Origin of the sequence: Microbacterium sp. lyk4-40-TSB-66 (genome assembly GCF_030209475.1) — a bacterium.
GTDB lineage: Bacteria > Actinomycetota > Actinomycetes > Actinomycetales > Microbacteriaceae > Microbacterium.
Genome location: NZ_JARVRW010000001.1, coordinates 383,898 through 408,810 on the forward strand (window position 1 = coordinate 383,898; position 24,913 = coordinate 408,810).

Annotated in this window: 20 protein-coding genes and 1 tRNA gene; 17 read left to right on the forward strand and 4 right to left on the reverse strand. The window is 70.5% G+C overall.

What is annotated here, in order from left to right; translation table 11 throughout:
* Positions 1 to 64 precede the first annotated feature (64 nt).
* The gene (locus tag QRO03_RS01705; protein ID WP_285135792.1) at positions 65 to 1,234 is read left to right on the forward strand and encodes an RtcB family protein; all 1,170 of its coding nucleotides are present in this window, start codon (positions 65 to 67) and stop codon (positions 1,232 to 1,234) included.
* Between the two features lie 67 nt (positions 1,235 to 1,301).
* Here QRO03_RS01705 and QRO03_RS01710 read toward each other — a convergent pair whose 3' ends face one another.
* On the reverse strand, positions 1,302 to 1,694 hold the full coding sequence (locus QRO03_RS01710) for a DUF5684 domain-containing protein (protein WP_285135793.1): 393 nt from the start codon (positions 1,692 to 1,694) through the stop codon (positions 1,302 to 1,304).
* 109 nt (positions 1,695 to 1,803) lie between these two features.
* On the opposite strand from QRO03_RS01710, the gene QRO03_RS01715 reads away from it, so the two are divergent.
* The 3 genes from QRO03_RS01715 (at position 1,804) to QRO03_RS01725 (ending at position 2,689) form a co-directional block, all read left to right on the forward strand.
* Positions 1,804 to 2,253, forward strand: a complete 450-nt coding sequence (locus QRO03_RS01715; RefSeq protein WP_285135795.1) for a hypothetical protein — start codon at positions 1,804 to 1,806, stop codon at positions 2,251 to 2,253.
* Between the two features lie 84 nt (positions 2,254 to 2,337).
* Positions 2,338 to 2,523, forward strand: a complete 186-nt coding sequence (locus QRO03_RS01720; RefSeq protein WP_285135796.1) for a hypothetical protein — start codon at positions 2,338 to 2,340, stop codon at positions 2,521 to 2,523.
* 90 nt (positions 2,524 to 2,613) lie between these two features.
* Positions 2,614 to 2,689, forward strand: a tRNA-Arg gene (locus tag QRO03_RS01725).
* Between the two features lie 54 nt (positions 2,690 to 2,743).
* On the opposite strand, the gene QRO03_RS01730 is transcribed toward QRO03_RS01725, so the two are convergent.
* A complete protein-coding gene (locus QRO03_RS01730; protein WP_285135797.1) occupies positions 2,744 to 2,950 on the reverse strand; it encodes a DUF2188 domain-containing protein in 207 nt (68 codons plus the stop codon).
* Between the two features lie 110 nt (positions 2,951 to 3,060).
* On the opposite strand from QRO03_RS01730, the gene QRO03_RS01735 reads away from it, so the two are divergent.
* From QRO03_RS01735 to QRO03_RS01765, 7 genes are all read left to right on the forward strand, one after another.
* Positions 3,061 to 3,315, forward strand: a complete 255-nt coding sequence (locus tag QRO03_RS01735) for a DUF6458 family protein (protein WP_285135798.1) — start codon at positions 3,061 to 3,063, stop codon at positions 3,313 to 3,315.
* A 31-nt stretch (positions 3,316 to 3,346) separates the two neighbouring features.
* Positions 3,347 to 4,609, forward strand: a complete 1,263-nt coding sequence (locus QRO03_RS01740) for a serine/threonine-protein kinase (RefSeq protein WP_285135799.1) — start codon at positions 3,347 to 3,349, stop codon at positions 4,607 to 4,609.
* Positions 4,606 to 5,169 (forward strand): hypothetical protein, encoded by a 564-nt coding sequence (locus tag QRO03_RS01745; protein WP_285135800.1) that lies wholly within the window; start codon positions 4,606 to 4,608, stop codon positions 5,167 to 5,169. The genes QRO03_RS01740 and QRO03_RS01745 overlap by 4 nt, the downstream gene beginning before the upstream one ends.
* A 54-nt stretch (positions 5,170 to 5,223) precedes the next feature.
* A complete protein-coding gene (locus QRO03_RS01750) occupies positions 5,224 to 6,033 on the forward strand; it encodes a transglutaminase-like domain-containing protein (RefSeq protein WP_285135801.1) in 810 nt (269 codons plus the stop codon).
* A 39-nt stretch (positions 6,034 to 6,072) separates the two neighbouring features.
* The gene (gene argS, locus QRO03_RS01755; protein ID WP_285135802.1) at positions 6,073 to 7,737 is read left to right on the forward strand and encodes an arginine--tRNA ligase; all 1,665 of its coding nucleotides are present in this window, start codon (positions 6,073 to 6,075) and stop codon (positions 7,735 to 7,737) included.
* Between the two features lie 2 nt (positions 7,738 to 7,739).
* On the forward strand, positions 7,740 to 8,522 hold the full coding sequence (locus QRO03_RS01760; RefSeq protein ID WP_285135803.1) for an LmeA family phospholipid-binding protein: 783 nt from the start codon (positions 7,740 to 7,742) through the stop codon (positions 8,520 to 8,522).
* Between the two features lie 637 nt (positions 8,523 to 9,159).
* Entirely contained in the window at positions 9,160 to 11,895 is a 2,736-nt protein-coding gene (locus tag QRO03_RS01765) for an RCC1 domain-containing protein (protein ID WP_285135804.1), read from the forward strand.
* A gap of 167 nt (positions 11,896 to 12,062) precedes the next feature.
* Here the strand turns inward: QRO03_RS01765 and QRO03_RS01770 are convergent, their stop codons facing one another.
* The gene (locus QRO03_RS01770; protein ID WP_285135805.1) at positions 12,063 to 13,178 is read right to left on the reverse strand and encodes a P-loop NTPase family protein; all 1,116 of its coding nucleotides are present in this window, start codon (positions 13,176 to 13,178) and stop codon (positions 12,063 to 12,065) included.
* Positions 13,179 to 13,446: 268 nt separating this feature from the next.
* Between QRO03_RS01770 and lysA the strand changes: the two genes are divergently transcribed.
* From lysA to prfA, 6 genes are all read left to right on the forward strand, one after another.
* Positions 13,447 to 14,877 (forward strand): diaminopimelate decarboxylase, encoded by a 1,431-nt coding sequence (gene lysA / locus QRO03_RS01775; protein ID WP_285135806.1) that lies wholly within the window; start codon positions 13,447 to 13,449, stop codon positions 14,875 to 14,877.
* A complete protein-coding gene (locus QRO03_RS01780) occupies positions 14,874 to 16,229 on the forward strand; it encodes a homoserine dehydrogenase (protein WP_285135807.1) in 1,356 nt (451 codons plus the stop codon). The genes lysA and QRO03_RS01780 overlap by 4 nt, the downstream gene beginning before the upstream one ends.
* 2 nt (positions 16,230 to 16,231) lie before the next feature.
* Positions 16,232 to 17,314 (forward strand): threonine synthase, encoded by a 1,083-nt coding sequence (thrC, locus tag QRO03_RS01785; RefSeq protein WP_285135808.1) that lies wholly within the window; start codon positions 16,232 to 16,234, stop codon positions 17,312 to 17,314.
* A complete protein-coding gene (gene thrB / locus QRO03_RS01790) occupies positions 17,311 to 18,243 on the forward strand; it encodes a homoserine kinase (RefSeq protein WP_285135809.1) in 933 nt (310 codons plus the stop codon). The genes thrC and thrB overlap by 4 nt, the downstream gene beginning before the upstream one ends.
* Before the next feature lie 151 nt (positions 18,244 to 18,394).
* Positions 18,395 to 20,722, forward strand: a complete 2,328-nt coding sequence (rho, locus tag QRO03_RS01795; protein WP_285135810.1) for a transcription termination factor Rho — start codon at positions 18,395 to 18,397, stop codon at positions 20,720 to 20,722.
* Between the two features lie 32 nt (positions 20,723 to 20,754).
* Complete coding sequence (gene prfA / locus QRO03_RS01800; RefSeq protein ID WP_285135878.1) at positions 20,755 to 21,831, forward strand: peptide chain release factor 1; 1,077 nt, start codon at positions 20,755 to 20,757, stop codon at positions 21,829 to 21,831.
* Between the two features lie 156 nt (positions 21,832 to 21,987).
* On the opposite strand, the gene QRO03_RS01805 is transcribed toward prfA, so the two are convergent.
* Entirely contained in the window at positions 21,988 to 24,843 is a 2,856-nt protein-coding gene (locus tag QRO03_RS01805) for an immunoglobulin-like domain-containing protein (RefSeq protein WP_285135811.1), read from the reverse strand.
* Positions 24,844 to 24,913: the final 70 nt, after the last annotated feature.

The following is a 24,913-nucleotide window of genomic DNA, read 5'->3' on the forward strand; positions in this document are numbered from 1 at the left end:
GGAGTGTGCCCTGATCTGTGGCTCACTCACCGCGCAGCAGCGCATCACACGAAGGAAAGGATCCATGCAGAAGCTCACCGAACGACTGGTGTCGTGGGCGAGCCTGATCGATGACAAGACCATCGAACAGGCCCGCACCTCGTCGCGCATGCCGTTCATCTACCCTCACCTGGCCCTCATGCCCGATGCCCACCTCGGCCTCGGTGCGACGGTCGGTTCGGTCATCCCGACGCGCGGGGCCATCATGCCCGCGGCCGTCGGGGTCGACATCGGCTGCGGCATGATCGCCGTCAGGACCCAGTTCGCGGCCGCCGACCTCGCCGGTCGCGACCTCGCAGAGCTCCGCCAGCAGATCGAGCGCGCCATCCCGCTCTCGGCCGGACGCGACAACCGCAAGATCGTCGCCACCGCCGAGCCGCGCATCGCCGAGCTCGAGGCGCTCGCCGAGAAGGCCGAGTTCGACCCGTCGTCGTACGCCGGCCATTGGCGCAACCAGCTCGGTTCGCTGGGCAGTGGCAACCACTTCATCGAGATCTCGCTCGACGAGGACGACGACGTGTGGATGTTCCTGCACTCGGGGTCCCGTGGCGTGGGAAACCGCATCGCGCAGCACCACATCAAGGTGGCGCAGCGCCTCGCGCAGCAGTGGTGGATCGAGCTCCCGCATCCCGATCTCGCGTACCTGGCCGAGGGTACGCCCGAGTTCGACCGGTACATCCGCGAACTGCGGTGGGCGCAGCACTTCGCCCTGCTCAATCGGGAGGAGATGATGGACCGGGTGGCGAATCAGCTGGGTCGGTTCCTCGACGCCTCCATCGACGAGCGCGAGCGGATCAACTGCCACCACAACTTCACCGAGTCCGAGAGGCACTTCGGCAAGCAGGTATGGGTCTCACGCAAGGGCGCGATCATGGCCGACGCCGGACGTCCGGGCCTCATCCCGGGATCGATGGGGACGGCCTCGTACGTGGTCGAAGGTCGGGGCAACCCGGTCGCCTTGAACTCGTCCCCGCACGGTGCGGGTCGGGAGTACTCGCGGTCGGCGGCGCGCAAGACCTTCACGCACGAGCAGCTGCGTGAGGCGATGACGGGCATCGAGTACCGCGACACAGACGCGTTCATCGACGAGATCCCCCAGGCGTACAAGCCGATCGACCGGGTGATGGCGGACGCCGCCGACCTGGTGACGGTCCGACACACGCTGCGACAGGTCGTGAACGTGAAGGGCGACTGAGAGAGCGGATGCCACGGGGCGCCCCCGTGGCATCCGTCTTCTCAACCGGTGTCGTGGCAGCCGGCCGTCAGATGCGCTCGGGGCGGTACCTGTCGTCGCTGAACCCGATGATGAGGTAGCCGACGACGTAGAGGAACACGAGCAGGAAGAGCGAGAACACCCAGCCGTGGCCGAAGGCGCGTCCGACCCGCAGCTGCACGATGATGTGGAACACGAATCCCACGATCGGGATGATGTAGAGCAGCGCGAACCACCCGGAGAACCCGGCGATCTTCGTCAAGAAGACGATGTTGACGATCGGGATGATCGCGAGCCAGCCGGGGTGCCCGGCTTTGGTGAAGACCTTCCACAACGCCACGACCGTGAGGACGTAGAGGGCGAAGGCGACGAACGACGTGGTGCCGCTCAGGGCGAAGATCGAGGTCTGATCGGTGATCGATGACGGCGACGAGGTCAGCATGCGCTCATCGTAGGGCCCCGCCGTCGTGCGCGGAGTCTTCCGCTCGCGGGGCCGGCACGCGGTACCCGGGGTTACCCTCTGGGGAGGATGAGGGCACGGGCGGTGACGGATGAGCGAGCGCAGGTTCGAGTGGGGCGGGTTGGGTGCCGACCGCGGTGATTACGTCACCGCGGCAGAGGCCCTCGCCATGCTCGAGGTGCTGTGCATCGCCCAGGCCGACCTGGCGGTCACGACAGCCCTGCGCAGCGGTGCTGCATGGGCGCGGTTCGAGCGGGATGAGCGTTGGGCGCTCGTGTCGACGCCCGGTTCCCGGTGGTTCTCGGTCGAGACCGACACGGGGCACCGCCTGCAGTTGGTCGACGCGAACTCGTCCAAGGATCAGAGCGCGCAGTTGCTGGCCGCGTACGTCGACATCGCCGAGGCCTACGTCCGCGGCGACGCCCGGCCGGCGCGCGGGCGGGGATGGGGCGGCTCGACCCTCACCATCGATGTGAACGGTCGTCGCGTGATCCTGACGCAGCCCCTGGCCCGACGCGTTCGAGCGATGCTCGGTCGTTAGGGCCGCCGGCCGTCGCGGTCAAGCCGCTGCATCCCGGTACATCACCTTGTCAGGCTGGGATTCCACGCGACGAAGGGACACCCCATGAGCGACCCCCAGGACTCCACCCCCGCGGAGAACCCGACCGACGACGCCGGCGACCTCGGCGACGACCCCACGGTTCGTCCGAGTCAGGAGAACGACCCCGAGGAGGCGTCGAAGGCTCCCACGAAGGACGACCCGAACGCCGACCACCGGGCCACCGGCATCGGGGTCATCGGCGACGAGTGATCCGGATGCAGCGGGGCGGCTGCCCGCGTCCGCGGCGCCGCCCCGTGCCGTCGGGGCTCGCCGTGCTGCGGTGATAACCTGAACCTGTCCGCCTCCGTAGCTCAGGGGATAGAGCGTTGGTTTCCGGTACCAAAGGTCGCTGGTTCGATTCCAGTCGGGGGCACCACCACGAAGAGGCCGCGATCCACGATCGCGGCCTCTTCGTTCGTCTCCGCTGCGCTCACCCCTCGTCGGTCACGGCCCCGGTCGGCTCGGCGTCGTCGACGGTGTGCTCGGAACCGAGTTCGTCGGCCGTGGCGCGCCCCTGATCGATCGCCTCCTCTTTGCTCGAGAAGCTGGCCGACAGCTCGGGGCGGCCCTCGACCGCATTCTCCCACTGGCCGCGGTTGGATCGGGTGGTCACGTCGTTCTGGCTCATGGCGTCCATGTCACACCCGATGCGGCGGAGTCGCACCCGTCTTGACAGGCATTGTCAAGAGCATGACCGGTGGGGGGTGGTCCTTGCCATGCTGAGAACTCCTTCGAAAGGGGTCTGACATGAGCATCGGAGCCGGCATCGCCCTGTTCGTCATCGGGGCCATCCTCGCCTTCGCGGTGAACCTTCCCAACGACTACGTCAGCCTGAGCATGATCGGCTACATCATGATGGGTGCCGGCGTCGTCGTCTTCCTGATCGGCATCGTGCTGCTGATGAAGCGTCGTCAGACCGATACGGTCACGCGCACCGAGGGAGTGGGCGGGGCCCAGGTGACCCGTTCGACCACGCGATCGTCGAACGACGATCTCGTCTGATGGGCTCGGGGCCGCACCCCGGGCCGAGATCGTGAACGAGCAGACACCCACCGTCGCGGATCCGATCGACGGCGGGCTCTTCGACGGACGGTACCGCGTGGGTCGGCTCCTCGGCCGCGGGGGGTATGCGCGTGTGCACGAGGCCGTGGACACGGCGCTCGAGCGCAGTGTCGCCCTCAAGATCATCGATGGCGACGGCGCGGACCCGTCGGACGTCGCGCGTGTGCGGTCGGAGATCAGGCTGCTCGCATCGGTCTCGCATCCCTCCCTCGTGACCCTCTACGACGCCAGGCTCGCGGGCGCTCCGGCGTACCTCGTCATGGAGTTGATCTCCGGCCCCACGCTGTCGGATCGCATCGCGCGCGGTCCGCTCCCCGCGCCCGAGGTCGCCCTCATCGGCCGCGAGATCGCCGAGGCCTTCGCCGTCATCCACGCGCGCGGCATCGTGCACCGCGACGTGAAGCCGTCGAACATCCTCATCCGCCCCGCCGCCCACGTGGGCGAGACGCCGCGCGCAACCCTCGCCGACTTCGGCATCGCGGCCTTGGTGGGTGCAACCCGGGTCACCCGCGCCGACACCGTCATCGGCACCGCCGCCTACCTCAGCCCCGAGCAGGCGCGCGGACTACCGGCCGCCCCCTCGAGCGACGTCTACGCGCTCGGACTCGTGCTGCTCGAGGCGCTGACGGGAGCGCGCCCCTTCGGATCTCGCACGCCCCACGAGGCGCTCGCCGCCCGGCTCGTCTCGCCGCCCGAGATTCCTGCTCACCTGCCCCTGGCGTGGAGGGAGGTGCTGCGACGCATGACCGCCCTCGAACCGGCGGAGAGACCGGATGCCACGGGGGTGATCGTGGCGCTGCGGACCGTCGCGAGCGCCTCGGCGACGTCGGTCGACGCCCGCACGGCGGTCCTGCCGCACACCACGGCTCCGACGCGGGCATTCGGTGCGAGCGATGAACGCACGCGGGTGCTGCCGCAGCCCGACAGCGGTCTCTCCTCTCCGAGCGTCGACCGCACGCAGGTGCTCCCACGGGCGGGCGGCGCCCGATCGATCGATCCCTCCGCGGGCGGCGCTCCGGTGGCTGAGACCCGCGCCCCGGCGCAGGCGGCGCGGCGCGGAGCGAAGAAGAACATCGTGGTCGCGTCCCTCGTGGCCGTCGTCCTCGCCGTGGGAGCGGTGATCGCCGCCGTCTCGCTCTCGGGTCAGGGTGCGGCCGGCCGGCCCGACCTGCCGACGCTCCCGCAGCCACTCGATCAGCACATGGATGAACTGTGGACGGAGGTCGGCCCGTGATCCGTCGAGCCGCACCCACGGCCGCGCTTCTCTTCGCCGCAACGGTCATGCTGGCCTCGTGCACGCCGCCCAGCGCGTCTCCCACCGCGTGGCAGCAGTCGGTGCAGACCGTCGCCGAGCAGGCCTCCTCGGGCGACTATGCGTCCGCATCGGCGACCCTCGACGCTCTCGAGGCCGACGTCGTCGCGCGGCGCGACGCGGGGGAGATCACCGCGGCGGAGGCCGACGGCATCCTGGCCCGCATCGCGACGGTGCGCGCAGACCTGACCTCTCTCGCCCCGGCACCGTCCTCTCCGGCGCCAGAGGAGACCGGTGACCCGGAACCGAGCGAGACGGCCGCGCCGGAACCGACCGAGACCACCGAACCCGAGCCCACCGACACCGTCGAACCGACGGCGGAACCGACGCCCGAGGAACCGTCCGACGGTGCGGGTGACGAAGACCGAACCCCGCCGAACGGCGGCGGTGACAAGGGTCCGGGAACCGGCGGCCCCGGTGGTGGCGACGACAAGAAGCCCTCCCAGGGAGCGTCTCCCGGCCCGGGTAAGAAGGACGGGTGAGTCGATTCGTCGGCGATGGTCCGAGGGCCTGCGACAGCGTGCGAGGATTGCCCGGTGCCGCGCCGCGTGACCGCTGAACTCGACCTCGATCTGGGGGCGTCCGTCGACCTCATCTTCCAGATCACCGCGGCTCAGGGCGTGCCGGTCGCGGACGAACAACTGACCTTCTCGCAGGGCGATCGCGTGTACACACCGACCGAGATCGTCGACCAGTCGGGCAGCCGTCTGCACCGACTCTCGGGGGAGCAGGGGCCTCTCTCCGTGCGCTACGACGCCGTGGTCTCGGGTCCGTCCCAGAGCCCTCGGACGAGCGACCTCGAGACCATCACCTACCTCCGCCCGAGCCGCTACTGCCAGTCCGATGAGGTGTTCGCGCAGGCGCGTCGGCAGTTCCGCGGCCTTGCGGGCGAAGACCTGCTCGCGGCGGTGTCGGGCTTCGTCGCCTCCACCGTCACCTACACCCCCGGACTCAGCCTCGGCACCGACAGTGCCGTGACGACCCTGATGACCGGCCAGGGCGTCTGCCGCGACTACGCGCACGTGGTCATCGCCCTCCTCCGCGCGATGGACATGCCCGCGCGCTACGCCGCGTGCTACGCGCCGGGCCTCACGCCCATGGACTTCCACGCCGTCGCCGAGGCCTACATCGACGGTGCCTGGTACGTCGTCGATGCCACACGACTGGCCGACCGCCGCTCGCTCGTGCGCATCGCCACGGGCCGCGATGCCGCCGACTGCGCCTTCCTCAGTTACCACGGCGGGTACGTCGGGCTCGAGCGCATGCACGTCGACGCGGTGCTCGACGACGTCGCTCCGGATGCCACGACCCCCGACGACCACGAGGCCCTGGTGCAGATCGGCTGACGCGGCCACCCAAGCGGCGCGCCATAGACTTGACGGGCTATGGATCCCGCTGCCCTCTCTGCTGCCCTGCTCGCCGTCGTCACTCCGCTCGCGGAGGCGCGACGAGAGGGGTCCTCGGCGGGGATCACGGTCGCCGACCTGCCGCTGGAACGGCCGAAGAACCGCGACCACGGCGACTGGGCGTCCAACGCCGCACTCAAGCTGTCGAAGGTCGTCGGGGCGAACCCGCGCGAGTTCGCCGCCGAGATCGCCGCCGGTCTCGAGGCCGTCGACGGGATCGCCAGCGTCGAGGTCGCCGGTCCCGGCTTCATCAACATCCGTCTCGATGCGGCCGCCGCCGGTGCTCTCGCCAAGACCATCGTCGATCAGGGCGCCGCGTTCGGTACCAACGACTCCCGCGCTGCCGAGATCATCAACCTCGAGTTCGTCAGCGCCAACCCCACCGGCCCCATCCACCTCGGCGGCACCCGGTGGGCCGCGGCGGGCGACGCGCTCGCGCGCATCCTCTCCTCGCAGGGCGCGAAGGTCACCCGCGAGTACTACTTCAACGACCACGGCGCCCAGATCGACCGCTTCGCGCGCAGCCTCGTCGCCGCCCACCAAGGCGACCCGACCCCCGAAGACGGCTACGGCGGCGCGTACATCCACGACATCGCCGTGCGCGTCACGGAACAGTACGACGGCGACATCGACGCCCTCGACCCGGATGCCAAACAAGAGGCGTTCCGCGAGCTCGGCGTGACGCTCATGTTCGGCGAGATCAAGCAGTCGCTGCACGAGTTCGGCGTCGACTTCGACGTCTACTTCCACGAGAACGACCTGCACGATTCGGGAGCCGTCGACCGGGCCGTCGCGCGCCTGCGCGAGCTCGGCCACATCTTCGAGGCCGACGGGGCGACGTGGCTGCGCTCGACCGAGTTCGGCGACGACAAAGACCGCGTCATCATCAAGTCCGACGGGCAGCCCGCCTACATCTCCGGCGACCTGGCCTACTACCTCGACAAGCGCGAGCGCGGCTTCAACCGCTGCATCATCATGCTCGGCGCCGACCATCACGGGTACGTGCAACGCCTCATGGCGATGTGCGCCGCCTTCGGCGACGAGCCGCACGTCAACCTCCAGGTGCTGATCGGCCAGATGGTCAACCTCGTGCGCGACGGTCAGCCGATGCGCATGTCCAAGCGCGCCGGCACCGTGGTCACCCTCGAGGATCTTGTCGAGATCGTCGGAGTGGATGCCGCCCGCTACGCCCTCACGCGCAGCTCGGCTGACTCGAACCTCGACATCGACCTCGACGTGCTGCAGAAGCGCACCAACGACAACCCCGTCTTCTACGTGCAGTACGCCCACGCCCGCACGCACAACGTCGCGCGCAACGCGCACGGCTCCGGGGTCGACCGCTCGGAGTTCGCTCCCGAGCTGCTCGATCACGAGACCGAGTCGGCGCTCCTCGGGGCCCTCCAGGAGTTCCCCCGCATCGTCGCCTTCGCCGCCGAGGTCCGCGAGCCGCACCGCGTCGCCCGCTACCTCGAAGAGCTCGCCGGTCTGTACCACCGCTGGTACGACAACTGTCGTGTCATCCCGCTGGGCGACGCGCCGGTCGAGCCGGTGCACCGCACTCGCCTGTGGCTGAATGACGCGACCGGGCAGGTGCTGCGCAACGGCCTGACGCTGCTCGGAGTCAGCGCTCCGGAACGGATGTGACCATGACGGATGCCGCGACCTCGGACCGTCGGTCCGGACGGAAGACCGGCCGCTGGATCGCGGTGATCGTCGTGGTCGTCCTGCTGCTGGTGGCCGCGGCGGTGGCCGCGGAGTTCATCGCCCGATCCGTGGTGACCAGCACGGTGCGCTCCCTCGTCGTCACCAACGTCGGGTTGCCCGACGATCAAGACGTCGACGTCCAGGTGGCCGGCCTCGTGCTGCCCCAGGTGATCGCGGGGCGCCTCGACGAGGTCGACGTGGCGTCCGACGACGTCACCCTCGGGCCGATCACGGGCGACGTGCGCGTCGACCTGCGTGGTGTGCCGGTGTCGGCCGGATCGGCCGCAGAGGGGGGAGTGGCCTCGGTACGACTCGACCAGGAGCAGGTGCGGGCGCTCCTCGCCGAACTTCCCGACCTTCCTGCCGGCACCGTCGCCCTCGCAGCGCCGGACGTGACGTTCGAGACGTCGTTGTCGCTGTTCGGTATCGGCATCCCGATCGGCGTCACCGTGACGCCCGGCGCCGCCGACGGCGATCTCACGCTGACGCCGTCCTCTTTCCAGGTCGCGGGCAACCTGCTCGACGCCGACACGCTCCGTGGTCAGTTCGGCGGTGTCGCCGATGGCATCCTGCAGACCTCGAGCCTGTGCATCGCCGACCGGTTGCCGTCGGGTCTGACGCTGACCTCCGCGACCGTGCAGGGACAAGACCTGGTGGCGACGTTCGACATCGCCGGTGGAATCGTCAACGACCCTGCGCTCCAGGCGAACGGCACCTGCGGCTGAGGCGTATTCGGCGCGCGGTGCGAGCGCCGTGTCAGATTGCAGTGACCCGCTCATTGCCATGGTGATGACCGTGCCACGCTGAGCCGTCCGGTCGATTTCGATGGTCCTCGTGAGTCGCCCGCTGGTGTCGGTCACGCCTGGCCGGGCGACCCTCACCCGCTGGCGATGCGTCGACCTCGAACACAAGGCGGCGCTCGTACGGGCGACAGACCGCCTCGCCCCGCTCCTTGGCACGCAGAGATGTCGCAACGCGCCGATCGACTCACGGGTGGCCGAGGTCCCGCCGCCCCGTCTCGCCCTCTGCGGGGTCTATCCTCACCCGGCGCTTTGAGCTGACTCTCCGCGCCGACGTCAGGGACGACGAGGGTACGTTCGCGCATGTACACGTGCTAGGACGCAAGCCCGGTCACGGCACATCGACAGGCGGCGCCGCGAGACGGCGCTGTGCAGAGGGGATCACTCATGACTCATTCAGGTATCCGCCAGAGTGCCGGCGTGGCAGGCGCTCGCTCCGACGCGTCCCCCTCCCGGGGGGGGGCTCTCTCGCCGGACGGTCGTCGTCGGTGCGGCGTGGGCCGTTCCGGCCATAAGCCTGTTGTCGGCCTCACCTGCGCTCGCACAGTCCGAGGTGACGCGATTGGCCGTCACGACTCCGCAGAGCACGGTGCCGGCCGCCGGACCGGTCGAGGTCACGGTGACCGTGCGTTCCGAGGCGGGCGCGGCGCTGGCGGGGCAGCCCGTCTCGCTCTCCGGTCCCGGCTGGGGGTCGTTCGAGAACGCTGATGGCACGACCGACGGTGCGGGTCAGTACACCACGAAGTTCTGGCTGGGGACACCGTGGGCCAAGCCCGGCACGACGGCGACGATCACCGCCGTCTCCAGCGGTCTGAACACGTCGACGACGTTCACCGTCGTGGGATCCAACGTCCTGGCGTCCGGACCCAACAACTGGGGTCACATCGGCAATGGAGCGCCGGGCGGGGGGTGGACGACACCGGCTCAGACGCTGCCGGTGTTCCCCAGCCCTGTGGTGCAGGTCGCCAGCGGGGACGCGCACACGGTGGCGCTGCTGGCCGACGGCACCGTCTGGACGGCGGGGAATCCCGACTTCGGACGACTGGGTCGCGACACCTCCGTCATTCCCTATACCCAGTTCGGTCCTGTGCCTGGCCTGTCGGGTGTGACCCAGATCGCCGCGCAGTGGAACGGGTGCTACGCACTGGTGGGGGGCAAGGTCATGGCGTGGGGGTGGAACATCTGGGGGCAGATCGGCGACGGGACCACGACGGATCGCGATCGGCCGACGGAGATCCCCGGTCTGGCGAACGTCACCTTCCTCGCAGCGGGTCGGGTGAACGGTCTGGTGATCCTGGCCGACAAGACCCTGTGGTCGTGGGGTGCGAGCAATGCCAGCGGCCAGGTGGGCAACGGTAGCACCACGAATCAGCTGTCTCCGGTCGCGGTCACAGGGTTGTCCGACATCGTGCAGGTGGTCGGCGGCAATGACACCCACTCGGCATTGGACTCTTCGGGTGCGGTGTGGTCGTGGGGGGCGAACGACCTGGGCCAGGTCGGCGACGGCACGACGAGCACTCGGACGCAGCCGGTGCAGGTGACCTCGCTCTCGGGAGTCGCCTCGATCGCCCGAGGTGGAGACGCAGGCTACGCGATCCGCTCCGACGGGGCGGTGTTCGCGTGGGGGAGCAACGCGCGCGGCCAGCTGGGCATCGGCTCGGCAACGGGAGCGCAGGCGACGACCCCCGCGGAGGTCCCCGCGCTGTCGGGAGCGACGACGATCGCCGCCGGCGCGTCGAATGCGTATGCACTTCGTTCCGACGGCAGCATCGTGGCCTGGGGATCGAACGCCGACGGTGAGCTGGGCGACGGCACCACCGCCGACCGCGATACCCCCGTGGCGGTGGCCGGTCTCACGGGTCGCAGCATCGCGGCGATCTCCTCCGGTGCGCGGATGAATGCGGTGTTCTTCGTGACGACTCCGGCAACGGTGTCGCTCGACGTCGACGCACAGGTCTCAGCGGGGACGGCGGGGACCGTCACCGCGACCGTCTCCACCGGATCCGCCGGTGTCGAGGGCGTGACGCTGACCTTGAGCGCGACGCGGAATGCGACGCTGGGTGCGGGGTCGGGCACCACCGACGGGTCGGGCTCGTTCCGCACCACGGTGACCCCCGATGTGTGGACTCGTCCAGGCGTCATTTCGGCGGTGTCCGCATCCTCCGACGAAGGCACCGCGACCGACACGTACCAGGTGATCGGCGCGAACCTTCTGCACGCGGGGTACGGCCTGTACGGCGCGGGCGGTGACGGAGCCGAGAGCGACCATACGGCGGCGACCCAGTCGTCGCGCGTGTTCCCCTCGCCGGTGGTGCAGGTGTACACGGGCTACATCTTCGCGGTGGCCCTGTTGGCCGATGGATCGGTGTGGTCGGTGGGACGCAACGACAACGGTGCGCTGGGCGACCCCTCGATCCCGGTATCAGCGGGGTGGCCGGGGTGGACCGGTCGCAAGACGTGGGGCCGCGTGCCGGGGCTACCCTCGAACGTCGTCCAGATCTCCGGCGGACGAGCGAGCGTATACGCCCTGACCGCCGACGGCGACGTATACGCGTGGGGGTGGAATGCCGATGGACAGCTCGGCGATGGAACGATGACCGATCGCAGTTCCGCACAGAGGATCCCGAACCTGTCGGGGGCCAAGAAGATCTGCGGTGCGTACCGTTCGGCGTTCGCGATCTTGTCCACCGACGCGGTGAGTGCGTGGGGAGCGAACTCCAGCGGCAACCTCGGAGACGGTCTCCGGACCCGGTCGGTGCTGAGTCCGATCTCCGTCCCGGCGTGGGGTTCGGTCACCGACATCGGCGGCGACAACCAGCAGACCGCCGCGCTTCGAACGGACGGGACGGTATGGACGTGCGGCGCGACGTCGGGCACGCTCGGCAACGGTGACTCCTCGGGCAGCACGACGCCGCTGGCGGTGTCGGGACTGTCGGGCGTTCGCGCATTGGCCGCCGGCTTCGGCTTCTTCCATGTGCTGCGTTCCGACAAGACGGTAGCGGGATGGGGTATCAACGACGCGGGTCAGATCGGCAACGGGGGCACCTCCACGGTCCTCAGCCCCACCTCCGTGAGTGCGCTGACGGGCGTGACGAAGATCACCGGTCGCTGGGGCGGCGGCTACGCGCTCCTCGACAATGGCGAGGTCTGGGGCTGGGGGAAGAACGATGCCGGACAGCTGGGCGACGGCACGACCATCAACAGGACGACGCCCGCGCAGATGACCGGGCTCACGGGCCGCACGGTCGTCGGCATCGACGCGGGCATCTCCGCCGAGGGTGCGTTCATCCGCGTCTGAGGTGCTCTTCGTCGGGGGTTCTCGCTGACGCTCCGCGTCCGTGGGAACCCCCGATTTCGTTCGACGGTGACCGCCGGGCGAACGACCCGATGGCGGTGCCGTCCGGCGCCGGCATCCGTCCCGTCCTCTGACTCGCGCCCGAACGCCTGCCCCGGCCGGAGCCGTCGTCAGCTCAAGACGACGGTGAGCAGGCCCGCCTCGACCAATTGCACCATCGCCGTTTCGACCGCGTCCGCGGGCGGGGCCTCGTCGAAGCGTGCGGTGGTCTCGCGCACGAGGTCGGCGACGGCGATGTCGTCGGCGGCGGCGGACCATATCGCAGGGGCGAGGCCCGCCAGCACCCGCAGGACGCCGCGGCCGTCGGCTTCCGCCGAGAGCACGGCGATCTGCTCGTCGTCGACGGGGCACCAGTCCACCACGGTGGCGCGGCGGTAGATCGACGTGGGGTTCGGCCGGGCGACGGCTTCGCCACCCTCGTGGTCGACGCGGCCGCCGGCGTGGGCAGGGGCGGCGTTCTCGGCGGAAAGGAGCACGGAGTCGAGCCGGTCCAGCAGTGGCTCGAGGTCGGCGGCCTCGGCGTACTGCGCGAGGAGCACCCCGCCGGTGCGGGCGACGACGCGCAGCATCGTGCGAAGCGGATGCGGCATGGCCGCCAATGCGCTCGAGTTCGGTGCGAGGTCGGCGAAGGCGACCGAGAGGGGAACGGTGAGCAATCGCGCCCGCGCGTGCTTGTGGTCGCGATCGAGGAGCACGATCCGGCGGAGGTGCAGGGGGCCGTCCGGAAGCGGCTGCAGGCCGAGATCGTCCGGTGCGTGCTGGACCTTCGACACGTGCCCGTCGGTGATCACCGACAGCGGCTTGCGGTAAGCGTGCACGCGACCGTCGTCGTCGATGCCGATCGCTTCGTCGGAGACGTACCCCCACCGCCGGGCCAGCACGCTCACCGCCGTGGTCTTGCCCGCGCCCGAACGACCGACGAGCACGATGACGCCACCGTCCGGAGCGGCCAGCCCTGCCGCGTGGAGCATCCACTGCTCGCCCTGTCGGGCCGCGATCGCCGACCGTGTCACGTCGCTCGACAGGCGCGACAGCATGACACCGGCTTCGACATCGGCGTCGGGCACGATGGTGTGCGCCGGCGAGCCCCGCTCCGGGGAGAGCGCGTCGCGCCAGGCGGTGCGGACGGCGTGTCGATCGTCGTCGCCCAGGTGGTCGACATCGATACCGATGCGCACCCCGACGGCGTCCACGACGAGGGGCGAGGACGCTGATTCGGTCTGCACCGGCTCACCGTAAAGTCTGGGGGCGGCGGATGCCGACGGCCGCAGCCTTCCGAGCGGGAGGGATGCCGGGAAGGGCGTCCCTACTTCACCCCACGCTTCACCCGGCGCTGGTGTCTCGCACGGCAGGTCGAGGCTCGGCGCGCCGACGTGGGAAAGGTGCGGCATACGGCGTGCTCTAGACTTCGAGAAACACCCTCGCGTGACTCTCCGCGGGGGTGGAGCCGTGATCCGCGGCCGTCGCGTCGCTGCAAACCCGATTGGTCCCCCTGTGTCCGCCTCGCACTCCGCGCTCGTGCCCGAGTGGCTCGTCGCCCCGGACGAAGCGAATGAGCTCGTCGCCCCCGTCTGGCCCGCGACCGCACGACGTGCCGATGACGGTTCCGTCGAGATCGGCGGGGTCTCCGTGTTCGACCTCCGCGACCGTTTCGGCACTCCGCTGTACGTCCTCGACGAGGACGAGGTGCGCGCCCACGCCCACCGCGCCCGCGCGGCCTTCGAGTCCGCGGCCGCGCGCCACGGCATCCGGGCTCGCGTCTACTACGCCGGGAAGGCGTTCCTCTCGACCGAGGTCGTGAAGTGGGTCGTCGACGAGGGGCTGGCCGTCGACGTCTGCACCCGCGGTGAGCTCGAGGTCGCCCTGGCCGGTGGCGCCGATCCCGCCCGCCTCGGCTTCCACGGCAACAACAAGAGCGTGGGCGAACTCGAACGGGCGGTCGAGGTCGGCATCGGTTCGGTGGTTCTCGACAGCCCCATCGAGATCGAGCGGCTCGCCGCCATCGCCGATCGCCGCGGCGTCGTGCAGCCCGTGCTCGTGCGGGTGCGCACCGGCGTCCACGCCGAGACCCACGCGTTCCTGGCGACCGCACACGAGGATCAGAAGTTCGGCTTCTCGCTCGACGGGGCGGCCGCCGCGGTCGCACGCATCCGTGAGCTGCCGAGCCTGCGCTTCGTGGGACTGCACGCGCACATCGGGTCGCAGATCTTCGACTCCTCCGGGTTCCGCGAGTCGGCCGCGCGTCTGGTCGACCTCCACGCCGACCTGCTCGCGGGGGGAGACATCCCCGTGCTGAACGTCGGGGGCGGATTCGGCGTCTCCTACACCTCGGTCGACGATCCCCGCCCCATCGAGGAGATCGCCGACGGCATCCTGGATGCCATCGCCGACGAGTGCGCCGTGCGCGGCATCCCGATGCCCGACGTCGCCACCGAACCCGGACGCGTCATCGTCGCCCAGGCGGGCGTGACGCTGTACGAGGTGGGCACCGTCAAGACCGTGACGGCGGCCGAGGGCCTCGACCGCACATACGTCAGCGTCGACGGCGGCATGAGCGACAACGCCCGGCCGGCGCTGTACGGCGCCGACTTCTCGGCGCGCATCGTCTCGCGCACGAGCAACCAGACTCCGGCGCTGTCGCGCGTCGTCGGCCGGCACTGCGAGTCGGGGGACATCGTCGTGGATGCCGAGTACCTCCCCGCCGACGTCGCCCCCGGCGATCTGCTGGGCGTCCCCGCGACCGGCGCCTATTGCTTCTCGCTCTCGAGCAACTACAACTACACCCCACGCCCGCCCGTCGTGGCGGTGCGACGGGGTGAGGCGCGCGTCATCGTCCGCGGCGAGACCGTCGACGATCTGCTCGCCCGCGACGCCGGAATCCCGGCATCCGTCACGACCGACACACCCCACGGAGACACCGAATGACCGACTACCGCACGTTGCGCGTGGCGCTCCTCGGCGCCGGCGCCGTCGGCTCCCAGGTCGCCGACCTGCTGCTCAGACACGGCGACGAACTCGCCGACCGCGCAGGCGCGAAGCTCGAACTCGCCGGCATCGCCGTGCGCAACCTCGACGCGAAGCGCGACGTCGATCTGCCCCACGACCTCTTCACCACGGATGCCGAGACGCTCATCGTCGGCAGCGACATCGTCATCGAACTGATGGGCGGCATCGAGCCCGCGCGGACGCAGGTGCTGCACGCGATCGCCTCGGGCGCCGACGTCGTCACCGCGAACAAGGCGCTGCTCGCCACCCACGGCTCCGAGGTCTTCGAGGCCGCCGACCAGGTGGGGGCCGAGGTCTACTACGAGGCCGCCGCCGCCGGCGCCATCCCCATCATCCGGCCTCTGCGCGACTCGCTCGCCGGTGACCGCGTCGTGCGGATCATGGGCATCGTCAACGGCACCACCAACTACATCCTCGACCGCATGGACACCGAGGGCGCCGACTTCGCCGACGTGCTGGCCCAGGCCCAGGCGCTCGGCTACGCCGAAGCCGACCCCACCGCCGATGTCGAGGGGTACGACGCCGCGCAGAAGGCGGCGATCCTCGCGAGCCTCGCGTTTCACACCACGGTTCCCCTGGACGCCGTGCACCGCGAGGGCATCACGTCGGTCGACGCCGCGATGATCGAGTCCGCGCGTCACGCCGGCTACGTCATCAAGCTCCTCGCCGTGTGCGAGCGACTCGCCGCGGAAAACGGCGGCACCGAGTCGATCTCGGTTCGTGTGTACCCGGCCCTCGTCGATCGCGCGCACCCGCTCGCCAGCGTCCACGGCGCCAACAACGCCGTGTTCGTACAGGCCGAGGCCGCGGGCGACCTCATGTTCTACGGCGCCGGCGCCGGCGGCGTTCAGACGGCGTCCGCCGTGCTCGGCGACGTGGTCTCCGCCGCGCGCCGGCACATCGCCGGCGGCGTGGGCGTGGGCGAATCGACCCGCGCCAACCTCCCCGCCGTGCCCATCGGGCATGTCATCACGCGGTACCAGATCACGCTCGAGGTCGATGACCGGCCGGGTGTGCTGGCCACGGTCGCCGGCATCCTGAGCGAGGGTCGCGTGTCGATCGCGACCGTCGAGCAGACCGTCATCGAGGCGTCGGCGGATGCCGCTGATCCGGTCGCCGCGACGGGCTCATCGACCGGAGCGGGTTCGGCCCGCCTGGTCATCGGAACACACAAGGCCCGCGAGCAGGATTTGAGCGAGACCGTCGAGCGTCTCGCCGCCAGCGGCGTCGTCGAGCGCGTGGTCTCCGTGCTGCGCGTGGAAGGGAACTGAACATGGCTCATCTCTGGCGCGGGGTCCTCCGCGAATACGCCGACCGTCTGGGCGTCACCGACGCCTCCACCGTCGTCACCCTGGGCGAGGGCGGCACCCCCCTCATCCCGGCTCCCGCCCTGTCGCGACGTACCGGTGCCGACGTGTGGGTCAAGTTCGAGGGGATGAACCCCACCGGCTCCTTCAAGGACCGCGGCATGACGGTCGCGCTCTCGCGCGCCGTCGAGCACGGCGCGAAGGCCGTCATCTGCGCGTCGACCGGCAACACCTCGGCCTCGGCCGCGGCCTACGCCGCCCACGCCGGCATCACCGCCGCCGTGCTCGTGCCCGAGGGAAAGATCGCGATGGGCAAGCTGAGCCAGGCGGTCGCCCACAACGGTCGTCTGATCCAGATCCGCGGCAACTTCGACGACTGCCTCGAGATCGCGCGCGAGCTCGCCGACCACTACCCGGTGCACCTGGTCAACTCGGTCAACCCCGACCGCATCGAAGGTCAGAAGACCGCGGCGTACGAGGTCGTCGAGCAGCTGGGCGACGCGCCCGACTTCCACTTCATCCCCGTCGGCAACGCCGGCAACTACACCGCCTACTCGCGCGGCTACCGCGAGGAGGCCGCCCGCGGCGTCGCCACCCGCGTCCCTCGCATGTTCGGCTTCCAGGCCGCCGGTTCCGCCCCTCTCGTGCGGGGCGAGGTCGTGAAGAACCCCGAGACGATCGCCAGTGCCATCCGCATCGGCAACCCCGCCTCGTGGGACCTCGCGCTCGAGGCGCGCGACGCCACCGACGGATGGTTCGGCGCGATCGAGGATGACGGCATCCTCGAGGCGCAGAAGATCCTCGCGGGCGAGGTCGGCGTCTTCGTCGAGCCCGCTTCGGCGATCAGCGTCGCGGGCCTGCTGGACCGCGCGGAGGCGGGAATCGTCCCGGCCGGAGCGAAGGTCGTGCTGACCGTCACCGGCCACGGTCTCAAAGACCCGCAGTGGGCGCTCCGCAAGGCCGACGGCACCGACGTCACGCCCACCGTCGTCGACGCGACCACCTCGGAGGTCGCCTCGGTGCTCGACCTGCAGCCGGTGACCGCGTGAATCCAGGCCCTGGTCGCCGAGTCGCGGTCCGCGTTCCCGCCACGAGCGCGAACCTCGGACCCGGCTTCGACACCCTCGGCCTGGCGCTGAGCGTCTACGACGACCTCACCGTCGAGCAGCTCGCGGGCGATGCCCTCGAGATCGAGGTCGCGGGCGAGGGCACGGCCGATGTGCCGCGCGACGCGTCGCACCTCGTGGTGCGCGCGATGGCGCACACGTACGCATCGGTCGGCCGCCCCCTCCCGGGGCTTCGGCTCACCGCGCACAACGTCATCCCGCACGGGCGCGGCATGGGCTCGTCGGGGGCTGCCGTGGTCGCCGGCATCCTCGCCGCGAAGGGTCTGCTCGAGGGCGAGGTCGCCTTCAGCGACGTCGACCTGCTGCGCCTGGCCACCGAACTGGAGGGGCACCCCGACAACGTCGCACCGGGCCTCTTCGGCGGTCTGACGATCGCCTGGATGGATGCCGCGGGCCCGCAGCACAAGCAGCTCATCGTCCACCGGGGTGTCTCACCACTGGTGCTCGTGCCGAGCTTCACGATGTCGACGGCCGTCGCCCGGAGCCTGCAGCCCCTGCAGGTCCCGCGCGAGGACGCGGTGTTCAACGTCTCGCGTTCGGCCCTGCTCATCGCCGCGATGACGCAGAGTCCCGAGCTGCTCATGGCGGCGACCGAAGACAAGCTGCACCAGAACTATCGCGCCCAGGCCATGCCCGAGACCGATCGGCTCGTGCGGGCGCTCCGCGCGGAGGGCTACGCGGCCGTCGTGTCGGGTGCCGGCCCCAGCGTTCTGGTGCTCGCAGACGGCCCCGGGCAGCGACTCGAAGCCGCGGATCTTATGGCATCCGTGGTCGACACCCCGTGGCAGGCGCTCATGCTCGCCGTCGACGTCAAGGGTGGTACAGTGAAAAACGCAGAGGGTTCCGCGTAACTTCGCGAATCTGAGCCTCTGCACCACCTGCGAAATCCGCAACACATCGCGAACCCGGTATCGGCTGCAATCTCCCGAACCGCTGGTGTCTCTTCGTCTGCGATCTGCACGGCGAAGCGCGATCTGACACGTTTCATTCTGAGGAGCACTCGTGGAGTCCATCTCCGAGACCCATTCCGTCGACGCGCCCGAGGGCGCCGAGATCCCCGCCGAAGAGCAGCCCACGGCTGACGCGCAGGGCACCGATACGCCGGACGCCGACACCGAGCAGAGCCCGGTCGAGACCGCGACGGCCGAGGGCACGGACGCCCCCGACGCTGCGGCCGCCGATGCGCAGCCCGAGGCGCTGTTCGCCGATGACACCATCGCCGCCGACGCTCCGGCCGCCGATGCTCCGGCGTCCGCCGACGCCGCGCCGGCGGACGAGCCGGCCGCCGCCGATGCCGAACCCGCGGCCGAGCCGGCCGCCGAGGCCGCTGCTGCGACCGCACCCGCGGAGGAGGCCGCCCCGGCGGAGAAGCCCGCACGCGCTCCGCGCAAGCGCGCCCCTCGCCGTGCGACGACCGCCACCGCCAAGGAGAAGGCCGCCGCTGAAACCGCCGCCGCGGAAGCCGCTGCTGCCGAGGCAGCCGCCGCCGAAACCGCCGACGCTCCGGTCGCCGAGGGGACGTCCGACGCGACGCCGACCACCCCCGTCACGACCGCGGCCGATGTCGCGGACGACGCCGCCACGGCCGCCGACCTTCCCGCGGTCGCTGAGACGACGGACGCGCCGTCCGCCGACGCGCCGTCTGCCGACGTCGTCGTCGACGAGTCCGCTGCCTCCGGTGCATCGGAGCCCGCAGCGGCGTCCGAGGCGAACGACGGCGAGGACGCCGCATCCGACAACGCCGAGCAGTCCGACGAGACCCCCGCTCGCGGTCGTGGCCGGAGCCGTTCGCGAAACCGCAACCGCAACAAGCCCGACGCCGCGGCCGAGAAGGCCGACGCCGGCTCCGACGACGTCGAGGCGCCCACCCAGGGTGGACCGCGCGAGGGCGGTCAGCAGGGCGCGTCGCAGCGTGACAACACGCAGCAGGGCGGTCAGCGCGACAACGGTCAGCGCGACAACGCTCAGCGCGACAACGGCCAGCGCGACAACGCTCCGCGCGACAACGGCCAGCAGGGCGGCGCTTCGCAGCGCGACAACGCACAGCAGAGCGGCCAGCAGGCCCAGCAGCAGCAGGGTGCGGCGAACAGCCGCAATCGTCAGCGCAACAAGCGCCGCGGCCAGAGCACGACGGGCGACGAGTTCGAGACCGAGATCGGCGAGGACGACGTTCTCGTCCCCATCGCCGGCGTGCTCGACGTGCTCGACAACTACGCGTTCGTGCGCACGACCGGCTACCTGCCCGGCCCGAGCGACGTGTACGTCTCGCTCGGCCAGGTCAAGAAGTACAACCTGCGCAAGGGCGATGCCGTCGTCGGCGCCATCAAGCAGCCGCGCGAGGGCGAGCAGCAGGGGCGTCAGAAGTACAACGCGCTCGTGCAGGTCGACTCGATCAACGGCCTGTCGGTCGACGACGCCGCCGCCCGTGTGGAGTTCAACAACCTCACCCCCCTGTACCCCCAGGAGCGCCTGCGCCTGGAGACCGGGCCCGAAAAGCTCACGCAGCGCATCATCGACCTGGTCGCCCCGGTCGGCAAGGGCCAGCGCGGGCTGATCGTCGCGCCCCCGAAGGCCGGCAAGACCATCGTCCTGCAGCAGATCGCCAACGCGATCGCCACGAACAACCCCGAGGTCCACCTCATGGTCGTGCTCGTCGACGAGCGCCCCGAAGAGGTCACCGACATGCAGCGGACCGTCCGCGGCGAGGTCATCGCCTCGACGTTCGACCGGCCTGCCGAAGACCACACCACGGTCGCCGAGCTCGCCATCGAGCGTGCGAAGCGCCTGGTCGAGCTGGGCCGCGACGTCGTCGTGCTGTTGGACTCGATCACCCGTCTGGGTCGCGCGTACAACCTCGCCGCGCCCACGTCGGGCCGCGTGCTCTCCGGCGGCGTCGATGCGTCGGCGCTGTACCCGCCCAAGCGCTTCTTCGGCGCCGCGCGCAACATCGAGAACGGTGGATCGCTCACGATCCTCGCCACCGCGCTGGTGGAGACCGGCTCGAAGATGGATGACGTGATCTTCGAGGAGTTCAAGGGAACCGGCAACAGCGAACTGCGCCTGAACCGCCAGCTCGCCGACAAGCGCATTTTCCCGGCGGTCGACGTCAACGCCTCCAGCACCCGCCGCGAGGAGATGCTGCTCTCGAACGACGAGGTCAAGATCACCTGGAAGCTCCGCCGCGCCCTGGCCGGCCTCGAGCCCCAGCAGGCCCTCGAGGTCGTGCTCGGCAAGCTCAAAGAGACGCAGTCGAACGTCGAGTTCCTCGTGCAGATGCAGAAGTCGATCCCGGCGCCCGCGCGCGGCGGTGACGACAACAGCATCCGCTGATCCGGGCCGCCAACGCGATGTCGGTGCCCGCGATGTTCGAGTCGGTCCGAGGGCTCCTCGACGAGCACAAAGCTGTTCAAGAGGAGCTCTCCGACCCGGCCGTGCACGCGGACGCCGCACGCGCGAAGCGCGTCAACCGCCGCTACGCGGAGCTGTCGCGCATCGTCTCGGCCCACGAGACGTGGGTCGCGGCATCCGACGACCTGGATGCCGCGCGCGAACTCGCCCGTGAGGACGAGGCGTTCGCCGACGAGGTGCCGGGGTTGGAGCAGCGGGTCGCCGAGACGCAGGAGCGCCTGCGCCGCCTGCTCATCCCGCGCGACCCCGATGACGCGCGCGACGTGATCATGGAGATCAAGGGCGGCGAGGGCGGGGCCGAGAGCGCCCTGTTCGCGGCCGACCTCCTGCGGATGTATCTGCAGTACGCGGCATCCATGGGGTGGAAGACCGAACTGCTCGAGCGCACCGAGAGCGATCTGGGCGGATACAAAGACGTCCAGGTCGCGATCAAGGGGTCGTCGAGCGACCCCGCCCAGGGGGTGTGGGCGCACCTGAAGTACGAGGGCGGTGTGCACCGCGTGCAGCGTGTGCCGGCGACGGAATCGCAGGGCCGCATCCACACCTCGACCACCGGTGTGCTCGTCTTCCCCGAGGTCGACGAGCCCGAAGAGGTCGGGATCGACCCCAACGACCTCAAGATCGACGTGTTCCGCTCGTCGGGTCCGGGAGGTCAGTCGGTCAACACCACCGACTCCGCGGTGCGCATCACGCACGTGCCCACGGGCATCGTCGTGTCGATGCAGAACGAGAAGTCGCAGCTGCAGAACCGCGAGGCCGGCATGCGCGTGCTGCGCGCCCGCCTGCTCGCCAAGCAGCAGGAGGAGCGCGACGCGGTCGCCGCCGATGCGCGCAAATCGCAGATCCGCGGCATGGACCGCTCCGAGCGCATCCGCACCTACAACTTCCCCGAGAACCGGATCGCCGACCACCGCACCGGGTACAAGGCGTACAACCTCGACCAGGTGATGGACGGTGCCCTCGGCCCGATCATCGAATCGGCGATCACCGCCGACGAAGAGGCGCGGCTCGCCGCCCTCGCCGACGGCTGACCGGCCGCCCCGTACAGAGGCGACCGGTCGTCGGGCCTGCGTCCGGCACCTCGACGCGCGGTGCCCGCCTCGGCGTCCGGCCCCGTCGGGCGAGCACGGGCGAAGAGGGGAGGACCCGCGGGCCCTCCCCTCGAGCACCGCGTCGGCGCGTCCGCGTCAGCGGCAGCTGACGGCGGAGTACGCGGCGGTCACCGTGCGCGAACCCGATGCGCCCGTGGCCGTCACCTCGACCGAACCGGCCGCGACCGACGCTGCCCGCACGGTCGTCGCCGTCGAGACCGAAGCCCCGGGGGCCACTGCGGTGTGCGTCCTCCCGCCCCACGCGGTGCTGACGGTGATGTCGGCGGCGGCGCCGCTGTCGTTGGTCGCCCGCGTCGTGATGACGACCTTGCCCGCAACGCACCGGGTCGACGCTGTCGCGCTGACGGCCGGCCCCGGGGGAGCCGTGGCGGTGACGGTCGCGATCGCCGGCGTGCCGGCCGAGTTGGCGAGCTGCCCGCGCACCTCGACGGTGTCGCCCGCCTTCTTCAGCGACGACAGGTCAGCCGGGTCCCAGGTCACGGCGATGGTCTCGCGGTGCCCGTCCTTGAAGGTGGCCTGCACCGTCTCCGGAAGTGAGACCTCGCCGGAGCCGGCCTGCACGCTCGCTGCGACAGGGTCGATCGAGGTCACGAGCAGCGACGGGTTCCACTTCGCGGCGAGGGTGTCGCGCTCCTTCGCCGTGATGGGGAGGATCGAGCCGTGACGCGGGGAGGCCGGCAGCGAGAAGCTGCTCGGAATCGTCCACTGGATGTCGCCCTCGAGGGAGTTCGTGCCGAGCGGGATGTACCCGCGCCCGCCGTAGTTGTCGACCCAGAGGAAGTACTTGTACCCGGCTCGATCACCCTCGTTGGCCGCGAAGATCTCGGGACCCTCGACCTCGGGGGTGCCCGCGGTGCGACCGATGCAGGTGTCGATCAGAGACCATGCTCCGGATGCCGTGGTGGCGCGGAGGTCGGTCGATTTCTGTCCGATGATGTCGGGTGAGGCGCAGCCGCTCGTCTGCGTCGCCTTGGTGAAGCGGTACCAGGTGTCGCCCTCCTTCAGCACGGTGGAGTCGATCAGACCGTTGCCGACGTTCAGGCCGGGCACGTCAGCGGCCTTGAACCACGGCTGGGGGGTGGTGAAGTCGCGGAAGTCGCGCGTGGTCGAGATGAGGATCTGCGGACCGTTGCCGTCGGCGACGTCACGAGCTGCACCGTCCGTGAACAGTGTCGACGTCCAGTAGACGTTGTACGCCTCGATGCTCTCGTCGTAGATCGCCTCGGGGGCCCAGGTCATACCGGCGTTGGGCAGGTTGACCTCGACGTGGCGCTGCTCGCCCCAGTTGACGAGGTCGGTGGACTCCCAGATCTCGAGGTGGTGACTGCCGCGGTTCGTCGCGCCGCCCCAGCCGGACGTGCCGACCGAGAGGTCCGTCGCCAGGAGGAAGAAGCGGTCGCCTTCCTTCGACCGGAGGATGAACGGGTCGCGAAGCCCCTTCGTGCCCTTGGTGGAGGTGAGGATGGGCTGCGCGTCGTTCAGCGTCTTCCAGCGCAGCGAGTCGTTGCCGTCGGAGGTCGCGAAACGGATCTTCTCGCCCTCGACGTTGTCGCCGGTGAAGTAGGCGAAAAGATAGGCGTCGAGGTCGCTCGCAGCGACCGGGGCCGCTGCGGGAACGGTGCGCTCGAGCGTCCGCACGACGGGCGCGGCTCCGGCGACGGTGACCGTCGCCGTCAGGGTGACCTCGGTGTCGACGGCGGGACGCGTGACGGCACCCTTCGCGACGATGTTCGGGGCGGTGCCCTCGTCGACCGCGGAGATGATCGCCTCGTTCGACGACGACCACGTGACGGCGGCGTTCGCCGCTCCCGGGCGCCCGGCGGTGGCGGTCACATCGGCCCCGGTCGTCGGCAGGGTGATGCTGCCGCGGATGGGCCCGGCCAGGGCTCCCTCGGCGGCGATGCCGTCGGCGACGCTGCGCGCCAGTTCCGCCTGCGCGCTGTCGCCCTCGGCGTACGCCGGGACCTTCACCGTGAGGGGCGACCCCGCGATCGACGTGCCTCCGTGGGTGGCCGTCGGGGTCAGGGTGACGATGGCGTCGCGCGAGCCGGCCGCCGGTCGGACGACCGTCCCGGTGGCGCTCACCACACCGGGGTTGCTCGAGGTCCAGGTGATGGTCGAACCGCCCGTTCCGCTGGTGGTCAGTGCGAGATCGGACGTCACGTTCGAGGTGTCGCCGAGCGTGACGGCGGCGTCGGCGCGCGCGATGGCCGCGTGGGCCTCGCTTTCGGCCTGCTGCAGCTGCCCGGCCGACAGTGCCGAGGTCCACACCTTCACGTCGTCGATCGCGCCGGCCCAGTAGGCATCCGGTCCGTAGAACGACTTGCCGAGGTAACCCGAGAACGTCGAGCTGCCGACCGCCGCCGCTGCGGTGTAGGTGGTGGGCGCTTGTCCCACCAGCGCACCGTCGAGGAAGGTCTGGACGGTCTTGCCACCGGCGACCACGACCGCCATGTGCACCCAGCGCGAGGCCGGAACGGGCGCGGTGCCCGACGCGCGGACCTCGGAGCCGTTCTTGACGGCGCCGTAACCGGAGGCGCCGCACTGCGTGGTCGCGAGGACGTGCGCGTTGACGCTGGAGCCGAGCGTGAACGGCCAGGTGCACGCAGGGGCGCCGCTCCAACGGATCCACGCCGACATCGTGACGTCGGTGGTGCCGGCCGGGATGAGGCCGGGTGCGATGCGCACGTGGGGCGCGGCGGCCGTGCTGGCCCCGCCGGGCAGCGAGAGGGCGAGATCCCCGGCGACGCCACGGGGGCCGGCCACGCTCGTCGCGCCGCCGTTGACGACGGTGCCGACGTGGTTGCCCGGTGCGGAGTCGGCGACTGTGGCGCCGTTCGCCGGTCGGGCGTCGATCTGGTCGAACGTGTACTGGAGGACCGGTACCGGCACCGATTCGGCCGCCATCGCGGCTGTCGCGGGCGTCAGCATCGCTCCCAGGGTCGCGACGGCGAGCGAGACGGCGAGGACCCTACGTGACGGGCGCGTTCGCGGTGCTCGA

Coding starts and splice junctions, on each gene's coding strand:
- QRO03_RS01735 (WP_285135798.1), top strand. CDS start 3,061: ATGAGCATCGGAGCCGGCATCGCCCTGTTCGTCATCGGGGCCATCCTC.
- QRO03_RS01715 (WP_285135795.1), top strand. CDS start 1,804: ATGAGCGAGCGCAGGTTCGAGTGGGGCGGGTTGGGTGCCGACCGCGGT.
- QRO03_RS01705 (WP_285135792.1), top strand. CDS start 65: ATGCAGAAGCTCACCGAACGACTGGTGTCGTGGGCGAGCCTGATCGAT.
- QRO03_RS01760 (WP_285135803.1), top strand. CDS start 7,740: ATGACGGATGCCGCGACCTCGGACCGTCGGTCCGGACGGAAGACCGGC.
- QRO03_RS01710 (WP_285135793.1), bottom strand. CDS start 1,694: ATGCTGACCTCGTCGCCGTCATCGATCACCGATCAGACCTCGATCTTC.
- QRO03_RS01805 (WP_285135811.1), bottom strand. CDS start 24,843: ATGCTGACGCCCGCGACAGCCGCGATGGCGGCCGAATCGGTGCCGGTA.
- QRO03_RS01720 (WP_285135796.1), top strand. CDS start 2,338: ATGAGCGACCCCCAGGACTCCACCCCCGCGGAGAACCCGACCGACGAC.
- thrC (WP_285135808.1), top strand. CDS start 16,232: ATGGCTCATCTCTGGCGCGGGGTCCTCCGCGAATACGCCGACCGTCTG.
- QRO03_RS01730 (WP_285135797.1), bottom strand. CDS start 2,950: ATGGACGCCATGAGCCAGAACGACGTGACCACCCGATCCAACCGCGGC.
- prfA (WP_285135878.1), top strand. CDS start 20,755: ATGTTCGAGTCGGTCCGAGGGCTCCTCGACGAGCACAAAGCTGTTCAA.
- QRO03_RS01780 (WP_285135807.1), top strand. CDS start 14,874: ATGACCGACTACCGCACGTTGCGCGTGGCGCTCCTCGGCGCCGGCGCC.
- argS (WP_285135802.1), top strand. CDS start 6,073: ATGGATCCCGCTGCCCTCTCTGCTGCCCTGCTCGCCGTCGTCACTCCG.